Source organism: Paenibacillus sp. TAF43_2, from assembly GCF_052113545.1.
Taxonomy (GTDB): domain Bacteria; phylum Bacillota; class Bacilli; order Paenibacillales; family Paenibacillaceae; genus Pristimantibacillus.
In genome coordinates, this window is sequence record NZ_JBFRDK010000123.1 from 1 (window position 1) to 19,705 (window position 19,705).

The 19,705-nt window shown below is 46.9% G+C and carries 18 protein-coding genes; 15 read left to right on the forward strand and 3 right to left on the reverse strand.

What is annotated here, in order from left to right:
• Nucleotides 1-98: 98 nt before the first annotated feature.
• Nucleotides 99-1,397 carry an alpha-glucosidase/alpha-galactosidase gene (locus AB4Z17_RS22655; protein ID WP_441962207.1) on the reverse strand — a complete coding sequence of 433 codons (1,299 nt, stop codon included), beginning with the start codon at nt 1,395-1,397 and terminating at the stop codon, nt 99-101.
• Nucleotides 1,398-1,545: 148 nt separating this feature from the next.
• Between AB4Z17_RS22655 and AB4Z17_RS22660 the strand changes: the two genes are divergently transcribed.
• From AB4Z17_RS22660 to AB4Z17_RS22680, 5 genes are all read left to right on the forward strand, one after another.
• Complete coding sequence (locus tag AB4Z17_RS22660) at nt 1,546-2,400, forward strand: AraC family transcriptional regulator (protein WP_441962208.1); 855 nt, start codon at nt 1,546-1,548, stop codon at nt 2,398-2,400.
• Nucleotides 2,401-2,498: 98 nt separating this feature from the next.
• The gene (locus AB4Z17_RS22665) at nt 2,499-3,047 is read left to right on the forward strand and encodes a hypothetical protein (RefSeq protein WP_441962210.1); all 549 of its coding nucleotides are present in this window, start codon (nt 2,499-2,501) and stop codon (nt 3,045-3,047) included.
• Between the two features lie 212 nt (nt 3,048-3,259).
• Entirely contained in the window at nt 3,260-4,201 is a 942-nt protein-coding gene (locus AB4Z17_RS22670) for an aldo/keto reductase family protein (protein ID WP_441962212.1), read from the forward strand.
• 15 nt (nt 4,202-4,216) lie between these two features.
• Entirely contained in the window at nt 4,217-5,065 is an 849-nt protein-coding gene (locus AB4Z17_RS22675) for an NAD-dependent epimerase/dehydratase family protein (RefSeq protein WP_441911040.1), read from the forward strand.
• Between the two features lie 97 nt (nt 5,066-5,162).
• Complete coding sequence (locus AB4Z17_RS22680) at nt 5,163-5,369, forward strand: hypothetical protein (protein WP_441911038.1); 207 nt, start codon at nt 5,163-5,165, stop codon at nt 5,367-5,369.
• Nucleotides 5,370-5,574: 205 nt separating this feature from the next.
• On the opposite strand, the gene AB4Z17_RS22685 is transcribed toward AB4Z17_RS22680, so the two are convergent.
• The gene (locus AB4Z17_RS22685) at nt 5,575-6,594 is read right to left on the reverse strand and encodes a LacI family DNA-binding transcriptional regulator (protein WP_076266721.1); all 1,020 of its coding nucleotides are present in this window, start codon (nt 6,592-6,594) and stop codon (nt 5,575-5,577) included.
• A 126-nt stretch (nt 6,595-6,720) separates the two neighbouring features.
• On the opposite strand from AB4Z17_RS22685, the gene AB4Z17_RS22690 reads away from it, so the two are divergent.
• The 10 genes from AB4Z17_RS22690 to AB4Z17_RS22735 all read left to right on the forward strand — a co-directional run bounded on the left by AB4Z17_RS22690 (nt 6,721) and on the right by AB4Z17_RS22735 (nt 19,366).
• The gene (locus AB4Z17_RS22690; RefSeq protein WP_076266722.1) at nt 6,721-8,511 is read left to right on the forward strand and encodes an L-fucose isomerase; all 1,791 of its coding nucleotides are present in this window, start codon (nt 6,721-6,723) and stop codon (nt 8,509-8,511) included.
• A gap of 15 nt (nt 8,512-8,526) precedes the next feature.
• Entirely contained in the window at nt 8,527-9,186 is a 660-nt protein-coding gene (locus AB4Z17_RS22695; protein ID WP_339203676.1) for a class II aldolase/adducin family protein, read from the forward strand.
• A 50-nt stretch (nt 9,187-9,236) separates the two neighbouring features.
• Entirely contained in the window at nt 9,237-10,739 is a 1,503-nt protein-coding gene (locus tag AB4Z17_RS22700) for a rhamnulokinase (protein WP_441962214.1), read from the forward strand.
• 39 nt (nt 10,740-10,778) lie between these two features.
• Entirely contained in the window at nt 10,779-11,204 is a 426-nt protein-coding gene (gene fucU / locus AB4Z17_RS22705) for an L-fucose mutarotase (protein WP_441962216.1), read from the forward strand.
• A 183-nt stretch (nt 11,205-11,387) separates the two neighbouring features.
• Nucleotides 11,388-12,365, forward strand: coding sequence for a substrate-binding domain-containing protein (locus AB4Z17_RS22710; protein ID WP_441911032.1), 978 nt, complete (start codon nt 11,388-11,390; stop codon nt 12,363-12,365).
• Nucleotides 12,362-13,828 (forward strand): sensor histidine kinase, encoded by a 1,467-nt coding sequence (locus AB4Z17_RS22715; RefSeq protein WP_441962217.1) that lies wholly within the window; start codon nt 12,362-12,364, stop codon nt 13,826-13,828. The genes AB4Z17_RS22710 and AB4Z17_RS22715 overlap by 4 nt, the downstream gene beginning before the upstream one ends.
• A complete protein-coding gene (locus AB4Z17_RS22720) occupies nt 13,806-15,353 on the forward strand; it encodes a response regulator (protein WP_441962219.1) in 1,548 nt (515 codons plus the stop codon). The genes AB4Z17_RS22715 and AB4Z17_RS22720 overlap by 23 nt, the downstream gene beginning before the upstream one ends.
• Before the next feature lie 133 nt (nt 15,354-15,486).
• The gene (gene xylF / locus AB4Z17_RS22725) at nt 15,487-16,587 is read left to right on the forward strand and encodes a D-xylose ABC transporter substrate-binding protein (RefSeq protein ID WP_441911028.1); all 1,101 of its coding nucleotides are present in this window, start codon (nt 15,487-15,489) and stop codon (nt 16,585-16,587) included.
• 80 nt (nt 16,588-16,667) lie between these two features.
• The gene (locus AB4Z17_RS22730; RefSeq protein ID WP_441962221.1) at nt 16,668-18,191 is read left to right on the forward strand and encodes a xylose ABC transporter ATP-binding protein; all 1,524 of its coding nucleotides are present in this window, start codon (nt 16,668-16,670) and stop codon (nt 18,189-18,191) included.
• A 2-nt stretch (nt 18,192-18,193) separates the two neighbouring features.
• A complete protein-coding gene (locus tag AB4Z17_RS22735; RefSeq protein ID WP_441962223.1) occupies nt 18,194-19,366 on the forward strand; it encodes a sugar ABC transporter permease in 1,173 nt (390 codons plus the stop codon).
• A gap of 145 nt (nt 19,367-19,511) precedes the next feature.
• Here AB4Z17_RS22735 and AB4Z17_RS22740 read toward each other — a convergent pair.
• Nucleotides 19,512-19,705: GNAT family N-acetyltransferase (locus AB4Z17_RS22740; RefSeq protein WP_441962222.1), on the reverse strand; the 194-nt coding region annotated here is incomplete at its 5' end.

Below are 19,705 nucleotides of genomic sequence, written 5' to 3' on the forward strand. Positions count from 1 at the left end.
GGGATAGGATATGTATTTGCCCATATGATGGTGATGGTTACTGAAAAAAACAAGGCAGACAAGTGCATGAATAACGATGCACTCGTCTGCCTATTTGTTTATTTATAGCTTGGAAGCCAGCTGCCATGCGCTTCGATGAGCTCATCACAAAGCGATACAATGTCATCCATAGACAATTCTGCTGAGGTATGCGGATCAAGCATTGCTGCGTGATAAATATGATCCCGCTTGCCAGTAATCGCCGCTTCGATCGTTAATAGCTGCGTGTTGATGTTCGTACGGTTTAATGCTGCAAGCTGTGGCGGAAGGTCGCCAACATAGGTTGGTGTAACGCCATTCGCATCAACGAGGCATGGCACTTCTACGCATGCTTCCTTCGGCAGATTCGTAATAAGTCCAGTATTCATCACGTTGCCGCCAATTTTGAACGGGTTGTTCGATTCAATTGCTTCGAGAATGTACGAAGCATATTCATGGCTGCGGCAGTGCTCAAGCTTGCTGTCATTAATAAGTGAATCGCGCATGGATTTCCAGCCTTCAATTTGACTAACACAGCGGCGAGGATATTCATCGAGAGGAATGTTGAAACGCTCGATCAGCTCTGGATAGTTCCGTTTGATGAAGTATGGATGGTATTCCGCATTGTGCTCGGAAGATTCGGTGATGTAGTAGCCGAATTTCAGCATGAGCTCGTAACGAACCATATCATGATGTTTCTCCAATTGTTTCTCGGCTGCACGGCGTTTGATTTCCGGGTACAGATCAACTCCGTCTTTGCTTGCTTCAAGCAGCCATGCCATATGGTTGATGCCTGCAATTTTGTACTTAACGCCCGTTGTATCCATACCCAAATGATCAAATAAATGCGGTACACAAACTTGTACACTGTGGCATAAGCCAACCGTTTTCACGCCGCCATAGGTGTTCATTACGTTCGTGAGCACGGCCATTGGGTTGGTGTAGTTAAGGAACAGGGCATCTGGACAAACCTCGTTAATATCGCGAGCGAAATCCAGCATTACAGGAATCGTGCGTAGATTACGGAAAATACCGCCAATGCCTACGGTATCGGCAATCGTTTGGCGCAAGCCGTATTTTTTTGGAATCTCGAAATCGGTAATCGTACAAGGATCATAGCCGCCTACTTGAATGGCGTTTACGATGTATTTGGCACCGCGAAGCGCTTCTTTTCGGTCGGTATAAGCTTTAATCTCGCAAGTGCTTTCACTTGTTTTTTTAATATTAAGCAGCATTTGCTCGGAATCGAGAAGACGCTCCGCATCAATGTCAAATAAAGCGATTTCAAAACCTTGCAGTGCAGGTGTCTGCATGACATCTCCAAGAATGTTTTTGGCAAAAACACTGCTTCCTGCGCCGATAAAAGTAATTTTAGACATTAGACAATAGCCTCCTATTGGATGATTGCTGACTCCTTTAGTATAAGGAGAACAACTGCAAATGAATATGGAAGGAACGAAGCATTATATGGAGAAATGTTGCATCATTTAGTATGCTTAGAGAAGTCAGCTTAATGGAGGTGCATAGATGGAAACGCATCATCGTATAACCATGAGTATTAATACAGCTCCGCTGAAAGGCGAAATGTCGGTCTTGTTCAGCGGAATCGGCGAACCGGTCGCGGGCCATTTTATAGGACCTGCTGTTCATGATTATTATTTAATTCACATTGTACTGGATGGGGAAGGCAAATTTGAAACGCTGGGGAAGACTTACTCTTGCAGCGCGGGGGACGCTTTCATCATTTTTCCGGATATTTTGGTCAAGTACGAGGCAAGCCTGCACAATCCTTGGAAATATACATGGGTAGCCTTCTCGGGAGATATTGTGGAAGCTTCTCTTCGTTCGATTGGGATCACGCCGGACCTTGCTGTTATACGCGGATTCTCGCTGCCGACGATTTATCGGATGTTTCGGAAAATACGCAAAGGTATGGAGAAAACGAATGCCCCAGCGCTTGGCAATATGGAGGCTTCGGGTTGGCTGAGACTAATATTTCATGAGCTTGGACGAATGAACCCTGCGAGAATAACCGAAGAGATCGTACCAGAATTTCGTTCTTACCGCCAAATTGATCAGGCAATTCGCCTCATATCGCTCCAATATGGACAGCAGCTCTCTATAGAAGGAATCGCTCAAACACTCGGCTATCATCGCGCGCATTTAACGAGGCTGTTCAAGGATGCGACGGGGCTGCCGCCCATGCAATATTTACAAAAGGTACGCATGAAGAAAGCAGAGGAGCTGCTGGAAGGCGAGCTTACGATCGCCCAGATTGCCTCATCTGTTGGATTTAATGACCCGCTTTTTTTTACGAAGCAATTTCACAAATGGAGCGGACAATCCCCTACGGAATTTCGCAAAAACTTGAATAAGCAATAGAACAAGTATTTGAAAGCTGTGGATAATTTCTCCATAAATGCAACCTAAGTAATCATTAAAGAGTCTATGATTATGAGGATGAAGAGGAGGGATTTTAAATGAGGTTCAAGATTTGGTTTGTTTTGCTAGCCGCCGTTTGTATACTTAGTGCCTGTGAGAATAATGGAACAACGAATAGCAGTGGGAAAGTGGTCTCTAGCGAGTCAGAGGAAATGCAAACTTCCAATGAAGAAAAACATATATCAGATGACATGAACGAGGTTATTTCAAATTATATTATTCGAAAATACGATTCAGTTTACTATCAAACAGAAAAACAGTTTGAGGTGCATGAGGTTTATGGCACAAGCGAATCATCGGGCATTATTACTGTGTATATGTATTCCTATTTTGGCGGATTTAATAAATTTTCGGGGCTAGAAAATCAAGCGGGGCATTCCTTGCCTGCGGTTGTTCGTTTAAAGAAAAAAGCAGCGGGATATGTTGTAACCGAATATACTGAACCGGAAGACGGCAGTCTTTATCAATCTTCGTTGAAAAAGATGTTTCCAAAAAAGTATTTGGATATGCTGCATAATAAAAGCGGCACTTTAGAAGATTTACAAAAAGAAATGGACAATAAAGTGCAGCAATGGTTGGACGAATAGTATTGCCAATTACCCGTCCTAACGGGTTTATTTTAAAATAAAGATCAACAATCTATCAGTTACTTTAAGTATAGTATGTATATCTCATATAATATAGTGACCTTTTTTTCACTACTTACATAATGATACAAACTTCTCTAGAATAGAGATGCGAGCGTGATTAAGGCAGCATTTCGATTGCTATTTTACAATTCATAAGGAGATGAGTAGAGATGCAATTTCGTCATTTAGGGAAAAGTGGATTGAAGGTTAGCGAGATCAGTCTGGGAAGCTGGTTGACATACGGCGGTTATGTAGAACGTGAAAATGCGGTGAAAGCGATTCAAACAGCCTATGGGCTTGGCATTAATTTTTTTGATACAGCGAATGTATATGAGAGAGGGGAAGCAGAGAAGCTGATGGGAGAAGCGCTTCGTGCTTTTCCACGGGAATCCTATGTGCTTGCAACCAAAGTGTTTGGACAGATGGGTGATGGTCCAAATGATCGGGGATTATCCCGCAAGCATATTATGGAGCAGTGCAATGCCAGCCTGAAACGGCTTGGAGCAGATTATGTGGATCTATATTACTGCCACCGCCATGATCCAAGCACGCCAATGGAAGAGACGCTTCGTGCGCTTGATGATCTGGTACGCCAAGGCAAAGTGCTTTATGTTGGCATTAGCGAATGGACAACAGCGCAAATGGTGGAAGCGCATGCAATTGCTGATCGTTACTTGCTCGACCGAATCGTAGTTAACCAACCGATTTATAATATGTTCAACCGTTATATTGAGAAGGAAGTCATTCCATACGGAGAGCGCGGGGGTATTGGACAAGTCGTGTTCTCGCCGCTCGCTCAAGGTCTGCTGACGGGCAAATACAGTTCCGTGAATGATGTGCCTGCGGACAGCCGTGCAGCGAAGCTTGATGGCATGCGCAAAGGTGTGACGGAAGAGAAAATCAATAAAGTGCGCGAGCTGAGCGTGGTGGCAGCAGAACTGGAATTAACGGTTGGTCAGCTGGCGCTTGCTTGGATTTTGCGCCAGCCGAATGTATCTAGTGCACTCGTTGGAGCTAGCAATCCTGCACAGGTGGAAGAGAACGTGAAGGCATCGGGTGTCGTGCTAAGCGCTGATATTACGGAGCGGATTGAACAAATATTAGGAGCATAAGAAGGAGTGAATAAAGTGCCGAAAGTAGTTGTTACAGGCGGCAGCGGCATGCTGGGGAAATGGGTAGTTAAGCATTTTGTTGAGCAGGGATACGAGGTTGTGAATGCGGATGTGAAACATCCAGCCGAACCGTTATGCCGCACCGTAATCGTTGATTTGAACCATTTGGGTGAAGTGTACGGCGTATTGGCCGGGGCGGATGCCGTTGTGCATTTGGCTGCCATTCCAGTTGCGTACTCGCATCCGAATGAGGTTACCTTTCACAACAATGTGATGTCTACCTACAACATATTGGAAGCTGCAGCGGGTCTTGGCATCCGCAAGGCAGTTATTGCTTCGAGCGAATCCTCTTATGGCCTCGTATTTGCCAAAGAGAAGTTCGGGCCTAAGTACGTTCCCGTCGATGAAGAGCATCCGCAGCTTCCTGAGGACAGCTATGGCTTGTCCAAAATCGTAAATGAACAAACAGCGGATATGATAAACCGTAGAACAGGCATGCAGGTTGTTTCATTCCGCCTAGGCAATGTTATTGCACCAGAAGCGTATGAGCGATTCGAATCATTTATTCATGATCCCGAGCAGCGCGAGCGTATTCTATGGAGCTACATTGATACGAGAGATGCGGCGGAAGCTTGTCAGCTCGCTATTGAAGCAGAGGGGCTCGGAAGCGTGGCGCTTAATCTTGCAGCGGATGATAGCAGCATGGCGCTGCCAAGCCGTGCGCTTATGGCCGCTCGTTTTCCGGAGGTCAATGATTTCCGCAAGCCGCTGGAGGGGCACGAAACATTGCTCTGCAATGAAAAGGCTAAACGTCTGCTGAGCTGGAAGCCAAAACATCAATGGCGCGATTACGTCAACGGATAAAGGGAAAGTCGAGTCCGAGAAAAAAATTATACGGTGAACGTTATTTTAGGACTGTTTTGGGGTAAACATGCTTATAAGCGAAAGGAGCTGATGAAGCATGTTAGATAATGAAAACAAGCCGCAGGAGGTTCCTGAGACAAATCCAGGAAATGAGCCGGAAATTATACCCCCGGATTCGCCGGTCATTAAGCCCGACCAGCCTATTCCGGAAATTGAGCCGCAGACGATCCCGGAAATTAAACCAGAGGTTGAACCTGAGATCAAGCCGGACATTCCGCCTGAGGTTCCACCAAAGCAATACTAGAGTTAACGTTCATATGCAATCAACAATTAAGGCCGGATTTCTCCGTAAAAGGAGGAGCTCCCGGCCTTTTTTTGTTTGTATAATTGTCCAAACACCACAAGTTATGGCTCCATATACTGCTTAGAGAATAGGTTATGGAGGTGTGAAGCAATGATTACGATTAGTTTATGCATGGTTTCCTCTAGGCACTTTTTTACAAGCTTAGCTAGAGTGAAGTGATTTCCTTCACGGATCGACGAATAATCAGCTCCGCCGGCAAAACGATTTTTTTCCATGGCAGCGCGGCTTCACGCTCTTGTATGCGGTCAACTAGCATTTGCATGCCCATGTAGCCGAACTGATAAGCCTGCTGAGCGGCTACGGTAAGGAATGGTTCTACTTCTGAATAAGGTCCCAGATCGTCAAAGCAAACGATGGACATATTGTCAGGAACGCTCATTCCGCGTTCACGGAACAGTCGTAAAATTTCTACAGCAAGCACATTGTTGCCCGCAACGATAGCCGTTGGAGGAGGGGAGAGCTGATCGAACCACTGCCCCATTTCGGTCAAATCGTTTAAAGGACCAAAGCTGGTCTCAAATACATATTTCTCGTTATAGTCCAGGTCATTGAGCTTCATGCCGTCTTGATAGCCTTGCAGCCTTAATCTCGCACTGGAGATGGAGGAAGAACCATTCACCATCGCTATTGTGCGATGCCCTTGTGAGGCTAGATGCTCAACAAGCCTTCTTGCACCATCTCTGCTGTCACCAAGCACGATATCGCAATCAATGCCCGGCACCTCACGGTCAAGCAGCACAAATGGCACATTATGCTTGCGCAGCGAATTCAAATGAGGAAGAGAGGGATCGCCAGCAGGAGCGACAAGAACGCCGTCAACGCGAGTCGTCAAGATGGTCGTCACATAATCGGCTTCTTTTTCCAGATTTTCGTCGCTGTTTCCAAACAGCAGACGATAACCCGAACGTTTGGCAGCATCTTCTGCGCCGCGTGCGAGCGTCGTATAGAAAGGGTTCATAATATCAGTTATGAGCAGGAATAGCAGCTTCGTTTGCTGAAGTACGAGGCTTCGCGCCGTTTGATTCGGAACATAACCCAGCTCCTCCATAACACGAGTTACCTTCGTTCTCGTTTTTTCGCTTATTTTACCAGTGTTATTGATAACTCTGGAGACGGTCATAGCGGAGACGCCTGCCTTAGCGGCTACATCATATATTGTTACCATTTCGTAATCCCCTTATGGATAAATCGTAGATTCTATCATACAAAAAAGTAGTCATTGACAGCAAGCCTTATTGTTGTTATTTTAATGTTATCGGTAACATTATTATAACATAATGGAGGTTTTAATATGACAGATACTAGCTTTCGTTTTCAATCAGGGTTTCCAAAGATAGGTATTCGACCAACAATTGACGGAAGAAGAAAAGGCGTTCGCGAATCGTTGGAAGAACAAACCATGAACATGGCAATCGCGACTGCTAAGCTTTTATCGGACAATTTGCGTTATCCAAACGGTGAACCGGTCGAATGTGTCATCGCTGACAGCTGTATTGGCGGAGTAGCTGAAGCAGCTGCCTGCGCGCAAAAATTTGCAACCTCTGGCGTAGGGGTATCGATAACGGTAACGCCTTGCTGGTGCTACGGCACGGAAACGATGGATATGGATGCAAGCATTCCAAAGGCGGTATGGGGCTTTAATGGGACAGAACGCCCAGGCGCGGTGTATCTGGCAGCTGTACTATCGGGTTACGCGCAAAAAGGGCTTCCAGCCTTTGGCATCTATGGTGAGCATGTTCAAGATTCTGGCGATACTTCCGTTCCGTTTGATGTTAAAGACAAACTGATTGGATTTGCGAAAGCAGGCCTGGCTGTTGCTTATATGCGCGGTAAATCGTATTTGTCGATGGGCTCAGTATCTATGGGTATCGCCGGTTCAATCGTAAATGACGCTTTCTTCCAAGAATATCTTGGCATGCGTACCGAGTACATCGATATGACTGAATTTGTACGCCGTATGGAAGAGAACATATATGATACAGCGGAGTTCGAGAAAGCGCTTACCTGGGTGAAGGAGAACTGTATCGAAGGAGCAGATAACAATGCTGCGGATATCCAGACGTCAAGAGAGCGTAAAGATGAGGACTGGGAAACAGTTGTGAAAATGACGCAGATCGCCCGTGATCTGATGATTGGCAACCCTGAGCTTGCCAAACTTGGCTTCGGCGAGGAAGCTGGCGGCCATAACGCGATCGTCGCTGGATTCCAAGGGCAGCGGCAGTGGACGGATCATTTTCCAAACGGTGATTTCATGGAATCCATACTTAATTCATCATTTGATTGGAACGGCATAAGGGCGCCTTATATGGTAGCTACGGAAAATGACAGCTTGAATGGCGTGGTTATGCTCTTCGGATATTTGCTTACGAATACCGCTCAAATTTTTGCCGATGTCCGTACGTATTGGAGCCCAGAATCTGTGGAGCGAGTCACGGGACACAAGCTGGCGGGTGCAGCTGAGAACGGTTTGCTCCATCTGATCAACTCCGGTTCAGCAACGCTTGAYGGAACAGGAGAGCAGACGAAGGATGGCGAACCGGTCATGAAGCCGTTCTGGGAAATATCGGAGGAAGAAGCGCAAAAATGTTTGGATGCTACGTCATGGCGGCCAGCTTCGGTCGAATATTTCCGCGGAGGCGGTTACTCCTCTGATTTCTTAACGCGCGGCGGCATGCCGATGACAATGTCTCGCATTAATTTGGTGAAGGGCATTGGCCCTGTATTACAAATCGCGGAAGGTTATTCGGTAGAATTGCCGCAGGATGTCCATGACACACTCGACAAACGTACCGATTCGACGTGGCCGACAACATGGTTTGCACCAATCTTGACGGGTGAAGGGGCTTTCGGTTCCGTTTATGAGGTAATGGATAATTGGGGTGCAAATCACGGCTCTATCAGCTATGGACACATCGGCGCTGATTTAATTACGCTCGCTTCGATGCTGCGGATTCCGGTTAATATGCATAACGTTTCGAGAGAACGTGTATTCCGCCCAAGGGCATGGGGATTGTTCGGTACGGCGAATCCAGAGAATGCCGATTACCTAGCTTGTCAAAATTTCGGGCCTATCTACAAATAAATCGGAGGTTTTAAAATGAGCAGCACGGACATTCGCAACGAGCTATGCAAATATGCCCGCAAAACAGTAACGAACAAGCTGGTTGTAGGGCCAGGCGGCAATATTAGCGCGAAGTTTGAAGGCAAAATGTATCTTTCGCCAAGTGGATTTGCTCTTGATGAGGTTGAGCCGCATCAATGGGTCGAGGTAGATATTGAGACTGGGGAAATAACAGATATCGGTCTTCGTCCATCCTCTGAGGTGCTGATGCATCTATATGCCTATCGTGCTAATCCGGATATTGGAGCAATCGTCCATACGCATCCGCCATATTGCATTGCATTCACGTTAGTTGAGCAGGAGCTTCCAATTATGTTTCCAGATCAAGCAGCGCTCGTTGGCAAGACGGTGTACGTTCCCTATGTGCTTCCGACGACGGATAAGCTCGCTGATGCATACGTAGCGAAAGTAAATGAAGCAAGCTCAGTACTGCTTGGCAACCATGGCTTAGTAACGTCTGGTCGCAATTTACGCGAGGCTTACTATCGTACGGAGGTAGTTGAGGAAAGCACAAAAATTTATTTGATTGCCAAGGCGATTCGTGAGCCGAAGGTGCTGACGACAGAAGAGTTTGAAGAGATCGCATCGCTGGAGAGCGAAGCTTACCGCATCGAACTACTGCAAAAGATGAAGTGAATCGATGCCTATTTGTGAAGCGACAGCTTTAGTTAAAGGAGGCTTTAAGCATGACGAAGCTTGCGACTGTGCTCGCGTTTGATTTGGGCGCAAGCAGCGGCAGGGCGTTAATCGGCGAGCTGCTGCTTGATAAGGCAAGCGGTCAGCGCTCGCTGAAGGTGACGGAAATTCATCGGTTTCCGAATCAGCCGGTGGCTGTACACGGTCATTTGCACTGGGATATTTTGCGCCTGCTGCAAGAGCTGAAGTTTGCCATTCGCAAAGCCTTTCAAGAAGGCTACGCTCCGCAAACGTTCGGCATAGATACATGGGGCGTAGACTTTGGACTGCTCGATGATAATGGCGAGCTGCTTGGCAATCCATATCATTACCGTGATTCGCAAACAGATGGAATAATAGAAGAACTGCTCGAACGGTTTGGCAAAGACCGATTATATGAGCAGGGCGGCTTGCAGTTTATGCCCTTCAATACAATAAACCAGCTGTATGCGATGAAGAAAGCGGCATCGCCGAAGCTTGCGGCAGCTAGAACGCTGCTGCTTACGCCTGATTTGCTTGCTTATTTCTTAACAGGCGTGAAGGTGTGCGAGTTTACGATGGCGACGACTACGCAGCTATACAAGCCTAAGGAACAGCAATGGAATATAGAGTTAATGGATGAGCTGGGCATTCCGAATCGGTTGTTTCTTGATCCGATTCATCCGGGTACGAAAATTGGGCAATTAACGGCAGAGGTTTGCGCCGAGCTGGATGTCCCTCCGATTACAGCCGTTGCTGTTGGAACGCATGATACCGAATCTGCGGTTGCGGCTGTTCCTGCGGATGGTGAATCGGGCTTCGCTTATCTAGTTTGCGGAACATGGTCGCTGCTTGGGACCGAGCTTGCAGGTCCAAACGTCTCAAGAGAAGCGCAAGATCTTGATTTCTCTAATGAAGGAGGCGCTCAGGGAACCTATCAGCTGCTCAAAAACATTATGGGACTTTGGATATTGCAAGAGTGCAAGCGGGAATGGGAAGAGCAGGGGAACGATTGGACGTTTGCCGAAATCGTTGCGCAAGCCGAAGCGGCTGAGCCTTTCCGCAGCTTTATCCATCCCGACGATCCGATGTTTTTTACGCCTTCCGGCATGATCGGGCGCATACAAGCTTATTGCGAACAAACGTCCCAGAAGGTTCCGCAGTCTATAGGAGAAATTACTCGCTGCATTTTGGAGAGCTTGGCATTAAGGTATCGGCAGGCGCTGGCTCAAATGGAAGAATTGACGAAGCAGCATTTTGATGGCTTGCATATGGTTGGCGGTGGCATTCAGAATAGGCTGCTTTGCCGCCTAACGGCTAATGCGATTGCCCGTCCGGTTTGGACGGGACCAGTAGAAGCAAGTGCGATTGGCAATATGCTCATGCAGCTCGTCGCGCTAGGCGAATGCGGCAATCTTCAAGAAGCAAGGAAGCTTGTAGCTGCATCGTTTAAGGTAGAGGAATTTGCTCCTGAGCAGCAGAATGAGTGGGATTATGCGTTCGAAGCTTATGAGCGTGTTGCTAGAGTTAAATAACTCATATGATTATATCTATACCGGGAGGAGGAGGTTAGCATGCTGATTGGGATATCGAAACTGATTTCTCCAGAGCTGCTGAAGGTGCTCAGCGAAATGGGACATAGCGACGAAATCGTGATTGCCGACGGCAATTTTCCCGCGGCAAGTCATGCCAAGCGGCTCATTCGTGCGGATGGGCATGATGTACCGGCGCTGCTTGACGGTATTTTGCAGCTGTTCCCTTTAGATCAATATGTTGAGAAGCCAGCAGCACTTATGCAGGTAGTTCCGGGTGATACGGTTGAAACCCCAATTTGGGAGCAATACCGCTTGATTATCGAGCAGCGTACCGGTCTATCGCAGCCATTTGAGCAGGTCGAACGTTTTGCATTTTACGAGCGTGCGAAGCAGGCTTATGCGGTAATCGCTACAGGCGAGAGTGCGCTTTATGCCAATCTTATTTTGAAAAAGGGCGTTATTTAAGAATAGCCGACTAATTATGCATCATATTATGGCTTCATATTTGGAGGCTGCCTTCACGGTTAATTACCGAGGGCAGCCTCTTTCTATCTCTACAACTAGACAGCAAGCCAGCCATCTACTATGATTTGTATATGAAACCGCTCTCATAAAAATATCCTATTTTGTCGGCAGGAGGAAAATAGGTTGCGCAAATCGATAATTGTTAGCTTGTTTGCAGTGTGCTTGGTCATCTTGTTTTTTACGCTGACCTCCATGGTTAAAGTGTTCTCCTCCGAATTGATTGAGCCGGCATTGACGGCAGAGCAGCACAATAGCTACCGCCTTGTCCTCATAACGAGGGAGCTGGATACCCCTTTTTGGGCGAAGGTGGAACGAGGCGCTAAAGCTGCAGCAGAGCAAAATGGTGCAAGTCTTGAGGTATGGGGGACATATGGCACAAATCGGGATGATTTTCTGAAAAATATTGAGGTTGCGATTGCTTCTAAAGTAGATGGAATCATCGTGCAGGGCCTTGATACAGACGAATTTAAAAGTTTAACAAAGGTGAAGGCGGCAAGTAGAGGTATCCCCGTCATAACCGTAGCGAATGATGTGCCGATGAACGAGAGTTTGCGCAGAACGTATGTAGGCTCGGATCATTTGGAAGCAGGGAGCATGATCGCGCGGCAGATGGTGTCGGATATGGGCTTTGTGGGCAAAGTGGTTTTGATGGTGTCGGATCGTCAGGAATACTTCCAAAGAACGCGCTTAACGGGCATATTGAATGTACTGAACGCCTACCCGAAGATTATAACCAAGATTGTAGCTGCAGGAGATTCCCGTGAGGATGTGGCGGCGGCAACAAATGAACTGCTTAATGAGGAACCGGATGCGGATGCGTTCATCGCTGTTTCAGCGAATCATGCGGGTTCGATTATTCAGGAAATCAGCAAGCGCATGCGAGTGGACAACTTTTTTATCTATTCTTTCGACGATTCGCCAGAGACGTTAACTCTGATGCAGCAAGGAAAAATAGACGCCTTAATCGCGCAATCCCCTGAGGCGATGGGCGAGGAAAGCGTCGCTCTCATGATCAAATGGCTGACAGGCGAGCAGGTTCCGCTAAACCCTGACGGTTATTTTACAGATATTCGGGTCATGCGGGCGGAGGATGCCAAATGAACAGCATTCAGCGTAAAATATTGACGATGTCGTTAATTGTGCTGTTTATAATGGTTACGATTTGGATGGTGCTCACCTACTATAATCAGAAGACGCAGGAGCAATACAATGATATTTTGCAGCGTTATTTGCGCATGAATGAGGTGACTGATCGCAGTCATCAGACGATTACGGCTTTAAATGATTATTTGCAGAAGCCAACAGCACTCAAGCAGCAGACGCTGAACCAAAGCAAGGAAAACATAATGATGGCAAAGCAGCAAACGATAAGCCTTCGAAATAAGGATAATACGTTTACGCTGACGAGCTTTATCAATATGATTGATAGCTTGGTGGCTTCGGCGGATTTGTCAGTCATGTTTTTGGAGCAAGGCAATGGGGAGCAATCAGCTGAGAAATTTGAGGAAGCGACCCGCATCGACAAATACATAGCAGAGACCACAGTAACGCTCATCGACAAGGAAGTACGGACGTACGATGCTTTTTACCGCGGCATTATCGAACAAAGCGCGGAGCTGAAGCGGCTTGGCATATGGCTRCTTTCGCTGATCACGATTATGCTGCTGCTGTTTACTTATTGGTTTTCGCTTAGCATTACAAGGCCTATCCAGAAGTTGACGATAGCTGCAAAAGAATTATCGCGCGGCAGATTCGATAAGCCTATAGCAGTACACTCCAATGATGAAATTTCATTCCTCGCCAAAACCTTTGATCGCATGCGGATCAATATTAACAATCTCATCTCCGAGATTCAGCAGAAGGCACAGCTCGAAAGCGAGCTTCAGCAGAATAAGCTGCTCCTGAAGGAAAGCCAGCTTATTAGCCTTCAAAGCCAGATTAACCCTCACTTCTTATTCAACACCTTAGATATTTTATCCAAAAAAGCATACCTAGACGGCTCGGAGGAAACGAGCGATCTGATTGCCAACGTAGCAGGCTTGCTTCGTTATAATTTGCGCCGGCTGGACCGGGCAGTCACGCTTGAGGAAGAGTTGTCTGTCATATTGAAATACATCGAAATTCAAAGCGCGCGTTTTACAGATCGGCTTAGATTTGTACTAGAGGTGGATGAGAGCTGCCTGCAGCTGCAGCTGCCCTGYTTAACGCTTCAGCCCATTATCGAAAATGCAGTCATCCATGCGGTTGAGCCGCTTGAGGATGGAGGCACGATTTCACTTCGCATCTATGAGAAGGATAATCTTGTTCTCATTGAAATTGAGGATGACGGCACAGGCATGACGGCGGAGAAGGCCAATCATATTTTGACAGAAGGCGGAAATGCGGATGGCGTAGGCCATTCGACGGGCATCGGCTTCAGCAACGTAGTGAAACGGCTGCGGTTGTTTGTCGGTGACGACGACGTTATAGAAATTAGAAGTGCGCCGCAAGAGGGCACGAAGGTAACGATAAAAATGCCAATCTTAGGGAGTGTAGCTGAGCATGTTGAAATTGTTAATCGTTGACGATGAGCAAGTAGAACGGGAAGGCTTGCAGGCTATTTTGCAAAAAGGTTTTCCTTCTTGTCAATTTATGCAAGCAAAAAATGGAGCTAGAGCCATTGAGACGGCAAGCGAGTGGCAGCCTGATCTTATATTGATGGATATCAAAATGCCCGGCGTTAACGGCATCGAAGCCATCGAGAGAATCTCGGTGTTTCTGCCTTCGGCCAAATTTATTATGGTCACCGCATACGACAMGTTTGACTATGCAAGGCAGGCTATTAAGCTTGGGGTTAAGGATTATTTGCTAAAGCCAAGCAAGGCAAGTGAAATTACAACAACCATTGGCAAGGTCATAGAGGAGATTATGCGTGAAAAAAGCGAGCTTGCGCTCAGGCAATACGAGGAGGAAGCGCTGAGGAAAGTGATGCCTATTGTCGAATCAGATGTCGTGACACAGCTGCTCTTCGATCATGTGCATGATGTCCATATCGACGATATGCTGAGGCTGCTTGGCAGAGAGCGGACAAGCGAGGCATTTGTTATGCTCGTCATGCTGCCCATCCATTCAACGTCAGAAGTTCTGTATGGCGAGATTAAAGCGAAGGTGAGACAAGCTGCAAGCGGCTGGGTAGGCGCGATGTCTGCGCGGCAAATTCCAATCGTCATTTTTCGAGATGCCAGTAAAACCTATCGAGCTCAAGCAGCTTCGCTTGTCCAGCAGTTTTTACTGCTGCGGCAGCGCGAAGTTGGCGGAGATTTATTTGTTGGAATCGGAGATTCCTATAAGGGATTAGAAAACGTGAAGTTGTCATATCAAGAGGCTTTGCTTGCAACGGCCAATGCCTCGCTGCCGGTGAAACATCAATTTTATGGTGAAATTGAATCGCGCAGTCCCTTTGCGGGCGGGTATCAAGATAAACAGACGGAAAAACAATTCGTCGATCACATTCGATTAGGGAAATGGGATATTGTACGCAAGATGGTGATGGAGCTAATCGTCGTCCATGATCAGCATCATGCTTCCTTGGAGCAATCTGCCCAATGGGTGCTGGAACGATTGTGGATTATAGCCCGTGTCGCAGAGGAGATGGGGATCGAAGTGGAGAAGCCGTTATTTTCGTTCCAAGTGACGCAGTATCAGCAGCTGCGTACAGAAACGGAAAGCTTGCTTACTAAGCTAATCGAAGGTATCGTCACTCATCAGAGCAGAGTACAGCCCGATGCGGCTTTGCAAATGAAGCAGTATATCATTGAGCATTCAGAGAAGGATATATCGCTGGAGCTGATGGCGCAGCGATTTGGCCTTAGCCCTTTTTATATGAGCAAAATGTTCAAGGATCAGGAAGGCATGAATTATATCGATTTTTTAACCGAATGCAGAATTGAGAAGGGCAAGAAGCTGATGGCTGATCCCGATCGAAGCTTAAAGGAAATTACTTATGAGATTGGCTATAACGATCCTAATTATTTCAGCAAGGTGTTCAAAAAGGTATGCGGAGTATCGCCGACCGATTACCGTAGAGCCATCCTTGGCAAAAGAGCCTAAGCAGGGCTGTTCGCCTTAAAAAAATGCAGACGATAGCAAAAGAGTACTGGAAGATGGCGGCTCTCTGCTTCCAGCGCGATGTTATATTAGAAATGTAAGCATTTACATTTTTTTATAAAAGGGAGCGAAGAAAATGGGGAAACGGTTTACAAGAGGCGGGGTTGTATCGCTTGTACTAGCTCTAATCATCGTAATTTCGGCATGCTCTAGCGGCAATGGAAACAATGGGAACGCGGGGTCTAAGTCAACCGATAAAGAAGCAGCAACAAAAACGAACAACGTAAAGTCAGGCGACGACAAAATTGTAATCGGCCTTTCACTCGATACGCTGCAAGAGGAACGCTGGCAGCGCGACCGTGATTTGTTCATCGCAGCAGCCGAGGCGCTTGGCGCAAAGGTAGAGGTGCAAGCAGCAAACAGCGATGACGCGAAGCAAATTTCTCAGGCAGAAAACTTAATAAGCCAAGGTGTAGATGTGCTGGTCGTCGTCCCTCATAATGCAGAAGCAACGGCAGCGATTGTAGAAAAGGCTCATGCGGCCGGTATTAAAGTGCTTGCTTATGATCGTTTAATCAAAAACTCTGATTTGGATCTATACATCTCCTTCGATAATGAAAAGGTAGGCGAAATGCAGGCTGAGGCGATTATTAAATTGGCTCCAAAAGGGAAATTCGTATACATCGGCGGTGCCGAGACGGATAATAACGCCCATTTATTTAAAAAAGGCGCATTTAATATCTTGCAGCCGCTCATCGACAGCGGTGACATCCAAATCGTATTCGATCAATGGACGAAGGATTGGAACCCAGCTAACGCGCTGGCTAATATGGAGAACGCATTAACTGCTAATGATAACAAAATCGATGCTGTAGTCGCAGCGAATGATGGTACAGCAGGCGGTGTTATTCAAGCGCTTGCAGCGCAAGGGCTTGATGGAAAAATACCTGTTTCTGGCCAAGATGCCGAGCTTGCGGCAGCACAGCGCATCGTTGAAGGAACACAAACGATGACGGTATACAAACCAATTAAGGATTTGGCTGAGAAAGCGGCCGACCTTGCAGTGAAGATGGCCAAAGGCGAGGATGTAGGCGCTGATAAAACAGTTAACAATGGTAAAATCGATGTGCCGTCCGTGCTGCTTAATCCGGTAGCTGTAGACAAAACGAACATGGATGCTACCGTCATTGCAGACGGCTTCCATTCCAAGGACGATGTTTACAAAAACGTGAAGTAGCTGCTTGACCAGGTAAAGGGGAAGAAGCGGGGTGCCAAGACGCTCTTCCCCTCTTTGCCATTTACGGAGGTGAGGAAGGAATGACGGCGGCATTAGAAATGCGTAATATTACGAAGCAATTTCCTGGCGTTAAAGCGCTGAGCGACGTGACCTTTTCGGTGAAAAAAGGAGAGGTGCATGCACTGTGCGGTGAGAACGGAGCAGGCAAGTCGACGCTCATGAAGGTATTGAGCGGTCTATACCCGCACGGCACCTATGATGGGCAAATACTCATTAACGGTGAAGAGAAGCGCTTCGATAAAATAAAGGATGCGGAAGAAGCGGGCATTGCAATCATTTATCAGGAGCTTGCTCTAGTGAAGGATTTATCGATTGGCGAAAATTTATTTCTCGGCAAAGAACCGGCGGTATTCGGAATTATTAACTGGGAGCGCGTATTCAAAGAGAGCGAACGGTGGCTGAAGGAAGTCGGCCTACTCGATGTCAATCCAGAGCAATTGATCGGCGGCCTTGGCATCGGCAAGCAGCAGCAAATTGAAATTGCTAAGGCATTGTCCAAGAAGGCGAATATTCTTATTCTCGATGAACCTACAGCTGCTTTAACGGAGCAGGAAGTTGATATATTGCTTAATATTTTGCGTGAGTTTAAAAAACGCGGCGTTACTTGTATTTACATTTCTCATAAGCTTAACGAGGTGTTTGCGATTGCAGATACCGTTACGGTTCTGCGGGATGGTCTGGCGGTTGGCACATATGACGTGTCTGATGTGAATGAGGATAAAGTCATTTCACTGATGGTTGGACGCGAGCTCAAGGAGCGATTCCCGCGCGTGGAAGCAAAACCCGGCGAAGTCATGCTCAAGGTGACAGATTATACGGTTATGAATCCAGAGCGGCAAGGCAAAAAAGTGATCGATCATTTAAGCTTTGAGGTGCGCAAAGGTGAGATTTTAGGCATTGCTGGGTTGATGGGAGCGGGCCGAACGGAGCTGGTCATGAGCTTATTCGGCTCTTATCCAGGTCAAAGCTTCGGATTGATTGAGATTGACGGGAAACCTGTAAAGATTAAGCATACGCGGCATGCTATAAAAGCTGGACTGGCGCTCGTATCGGAGGATCGAAAAAAGTATGGGCTTGTTCTTGGCATGGATATTAAAAGCAATGTCAGTCTAGCAAGCCTTGCAGCTATATCCTCAGGCGGGGTGCTTCGCCCTAATGAGGAAATTGCGGCAGGCAATCAATATTTGAACTCTTTACGAGTGAAAGCGAATTCAGTGGAGACGATTGTAGGAACTTTAAGCGGCGGCAATCAGCAGAAGGTCGTACTCGGCAAATGGCTGATGACGAATCCGAAAATTTTAATTTTGGACGAACCGACGCGGGGCATCGATGTTGGCGCCAAATTTGAAATTTATAATATTATGAACGAATTGCTTATGCAGGGCGTGTCCATCATTATGATATCGTCTGAACTCCCAGAGCTGCTAGGCATGAGCCACAGAATTATCGTCATCGCAGAAGGAAAACAGACGGGTGAGTTTAAGGCAGAGGAAGCAACGCAAGAGATGATTATGACGGCTGCTACGGGAGGAAAAGGACGATGAGCATGAATCAAGAAACGGTGATAAGCCAGGCAAAAACGAAGCAGCGGCCGCAATGGCTGAAATTTGACGCACGCGCATATACGATGATCGGGGCATTAATATCGATTTGGGTTTTATTCTCGCTGCTGCATGACCGGTTTCTATCTCCGACGAATATATCAAACTTGTTTCTCCAAATGTCGGTTACCTCTATACTGGCTATCGGAATGGTGCTCGTCATCGTCGCAGGGCAAATTGACTTGTCGGTTGGCTCCCTTGTCGGCTTGACGGGCGGTATCGCAGCAATTCTCAACGTGTGGTACGAGTGGAATACGATACCGGTCATTTTAGCTACCTTAGGTGTGGGAGCGGCGATCGGTTTTATTCAAGGCTGGATTATCGCTTATCGGGCAGTGCCGGCGTTTATTGTGACACTCGGCGGGATGCTCATTTTTCGGGGTATTTTGTTTGGTACAACCGGCAGCGTTACGATTGCTCCGCTAACGCCATCGGTGAAAGCGATTGGTCAATCTTATGTGGGGGATATTATCGGATGGATATTTGGCATTACTGCTTTAGCTATTGCGGGATACCTTGTCATGCGGAAGCGAGCAGCAAGAGCTAAATTTGGCTTTGATGTTGAGCCGTTTGCCGTCAGCGTGCTGCGATTAGGCGTCATTGGCGCCATTGTTATTGGATTCGTTTATTTAATGAACAGCTACAAAGGTATTCCTGTTCCATTTGTTATGGTTATTGTGCTGGCGCTTATTTTTACGTTTATATCAAAAAATACGACCTTTGGCCGTCAAGTATATGCGATTGGCGGCAATCCGGAAGCTGCGCGATTATCAGGCATTAATATTAAGCGCCGCATATTGCTCGTGTTTGTTCTCTGCAATACGCTAGCAGCCATAGCTGCACTAGTGCTGACTGCTCGCTTAAATGCAGCAACAATGAGTGCAGGTCAGAACTATGAGCTGGACGCCATTGCGGCTTGCGTAATCGGCGGAACGAGCTTGATGGGCGGTACGGGAACCATCGTTGGCGCGATTATCGGAGCTCTCGTAATGGCCAGCTTGGATAACGGAATGAGCTTAATGAATCTTGAATCCTTCTGGCAGTATATCGTAAAGGGCGGCATACTGATTCTTGCGGTATACGTCGATATTTACACGAGGCAGCGCAAGAAGGTTTAAGTGTGAATTCTGGCAATGAGCTAAGCTTGAGCATCAGGGAGTTTTGCTGGGAAACCGTTTCTCCCTGATGTCCTGCTAATCTATCATTTGAAATATTCCTCGCGCAAAAGGCTGTAATAAGCGATGTCCTCATATACATCCCACTTTAGAAAATGCTGGCGGAAAGTGCCTTCGTATTGCATGCCGTTTTTTTCATAACGCTTGATGAGGCAGGATTTTTTGTCATGGCAGCTGCAACCATTTTATTAAGTGCAAGCTCCTCGAACCCAAACTGTAAAACTCGTTTGACGCCTTCTGTAACATAACCCTGATTCCAGTACCGTTTGCCTAACCAATAAC

Bases quoted from the DNA above. Each gene is read 5' to 3' on its own strand.
- AB4Z17_RS22700 (WP_441962214.1), top strand. From the start codon at position 9,237: ATGACGAAGCTTGCGACTGTGCTCGCGTTTGATTTGGGCGCAAGCAGC.
- AB4Z17_RS22730 (WP_441962221.1), top strand. From the start codon at position 16,668: ATGACGGCGGCATTAGAAATGCGTAATATTACGAAGCAATTTCCTGGC.
- AB4Z17_RS22680 (WP_441911038.1), top strand. From the start codon at position 5,163: ATGTTAGATAATGAAAACAAGCCGCAGGAGGTTCCTGAGACAAATCCA.
- AB4Z17_RS22735 (WP_441962223.1), top strand. From the start codon at position 18,194: ATGAATCAAGAAACGGTGATAAGCCAGGCAAAAACGAAGCAGCGGCCG.
- AB4Z17_RS22685 (WP_076266721.1), bottom strand. From the start codon at position 6,594: ATGGTAACAATATATGATGTAGCCGCTAAGGCAGGCGTCTCCGCTATG.
- AB4Z17_RS22660 (WP_441962208.1), top strand. From the start codon at position 1,546: ATGGAAACGCATCATCGTATAACCATGAGTATTAATACAGCTCCGCTG.
- AB4Z17_RS22665 (WP_441962210.1), top strand. From the start codon at position 2,499: ATGAGGTTCAAGATTTGGTTTGTTTTGCTAGCCGCCGTTTGTATACTT.
- fucU (WP_441962216.1), top strand. From the start codon at position 10,779: ATGCTGATTGGGATATCGAAACTGATTTCTCCAGAGCTGCTGAAGGTG.
- AB4Z17_RS22695 (WP_339203676.1), top strand. From the start codon at position 8,527: ATGAGCAGCACGGACATTCGCAACGAGCTATGCAAATATGCCCGCAAA.
- AB4Z17_RS22655 (WP_441962207.1), bottom strand. From the start codon at position 1,397: ATGTCTAAAATTACTTTTATCGGCGCAGGAAGCAGTGTTTTTGCCAAA.
- AB4Z17_RS22670 (WP_441962212.1), top strand. From the start codon at position 3,260: ATGCAATTTCGTCATTTAGGGAAAAGTGGATTGAAGGTTAGCGAGATC.
- xylF (WP_441911028.1), top strand. From the start codon at position 15,487: ATGGGGAAACGGTTTACAAGAGGCGGGGTTGTATCGCTTGTACTAGCT.